Raw genomic sequence first — 450 nt, forward strand, 5'->3', positions numbered from 1 at the left:
TTTTGTAAAAACCTATTGGACACGCAAAGATCCAAACTCACCTTATTATTTTGCTGATGAAAATTATTTAATAAGAACTTTAGCTAATCCTTCGCATTTAACACTTCAAAGTCAAAAGAATAAAAATATTATCTATGTTAGTTATCATTCGCAGACAGACCAAAAAACTCCAGCTGAATATAAAATTTCTATGATAGAAATTTTAAAATCCTTAAATTATGAAGTAGATTTTCATCTAATAGATGAAAAAGATATAGATGGTAAATTTATTAAAGATTTAACTCATGGGTGTGGAATTCCTGATAAGGCTTTATTTAATAAAGAATTACCTATTATGCTTGAAAAATTAAAAGATAAAACATTTAGTATGAAAGAAGATAGTATATCTTATCCTTGCAAAAATAAAGTTTTTACCTTTAAAGATAAAAATGATAAATTTGTTTTAGAGAT

The 450-nt window shown here is 24.4% G+C and carries 1 protein-coding gene; it reads left to right on the forward strand.

What is annotated here, in order from left to right; genetic code table 11:
- On the forward strand, positions 1-450 hold a 450-nt coding region (locus CAMP5053_RS08370; RefSeq protein WP_337217656.1), incomplete at both ends, for a DUF2920 family protein.

It is taken from the genome of Campylobacter sp. S4:11, assembly GCF_024723695.1.
In the GTDB taxonomy this organism is placed as follows: domain Bacteria; phylum Campylobacterota; class Campylobacteria; order Campylobacterales; family Campylobacteraceae; genus Campylobacter_D; species Campylobacter_D jejuni_C.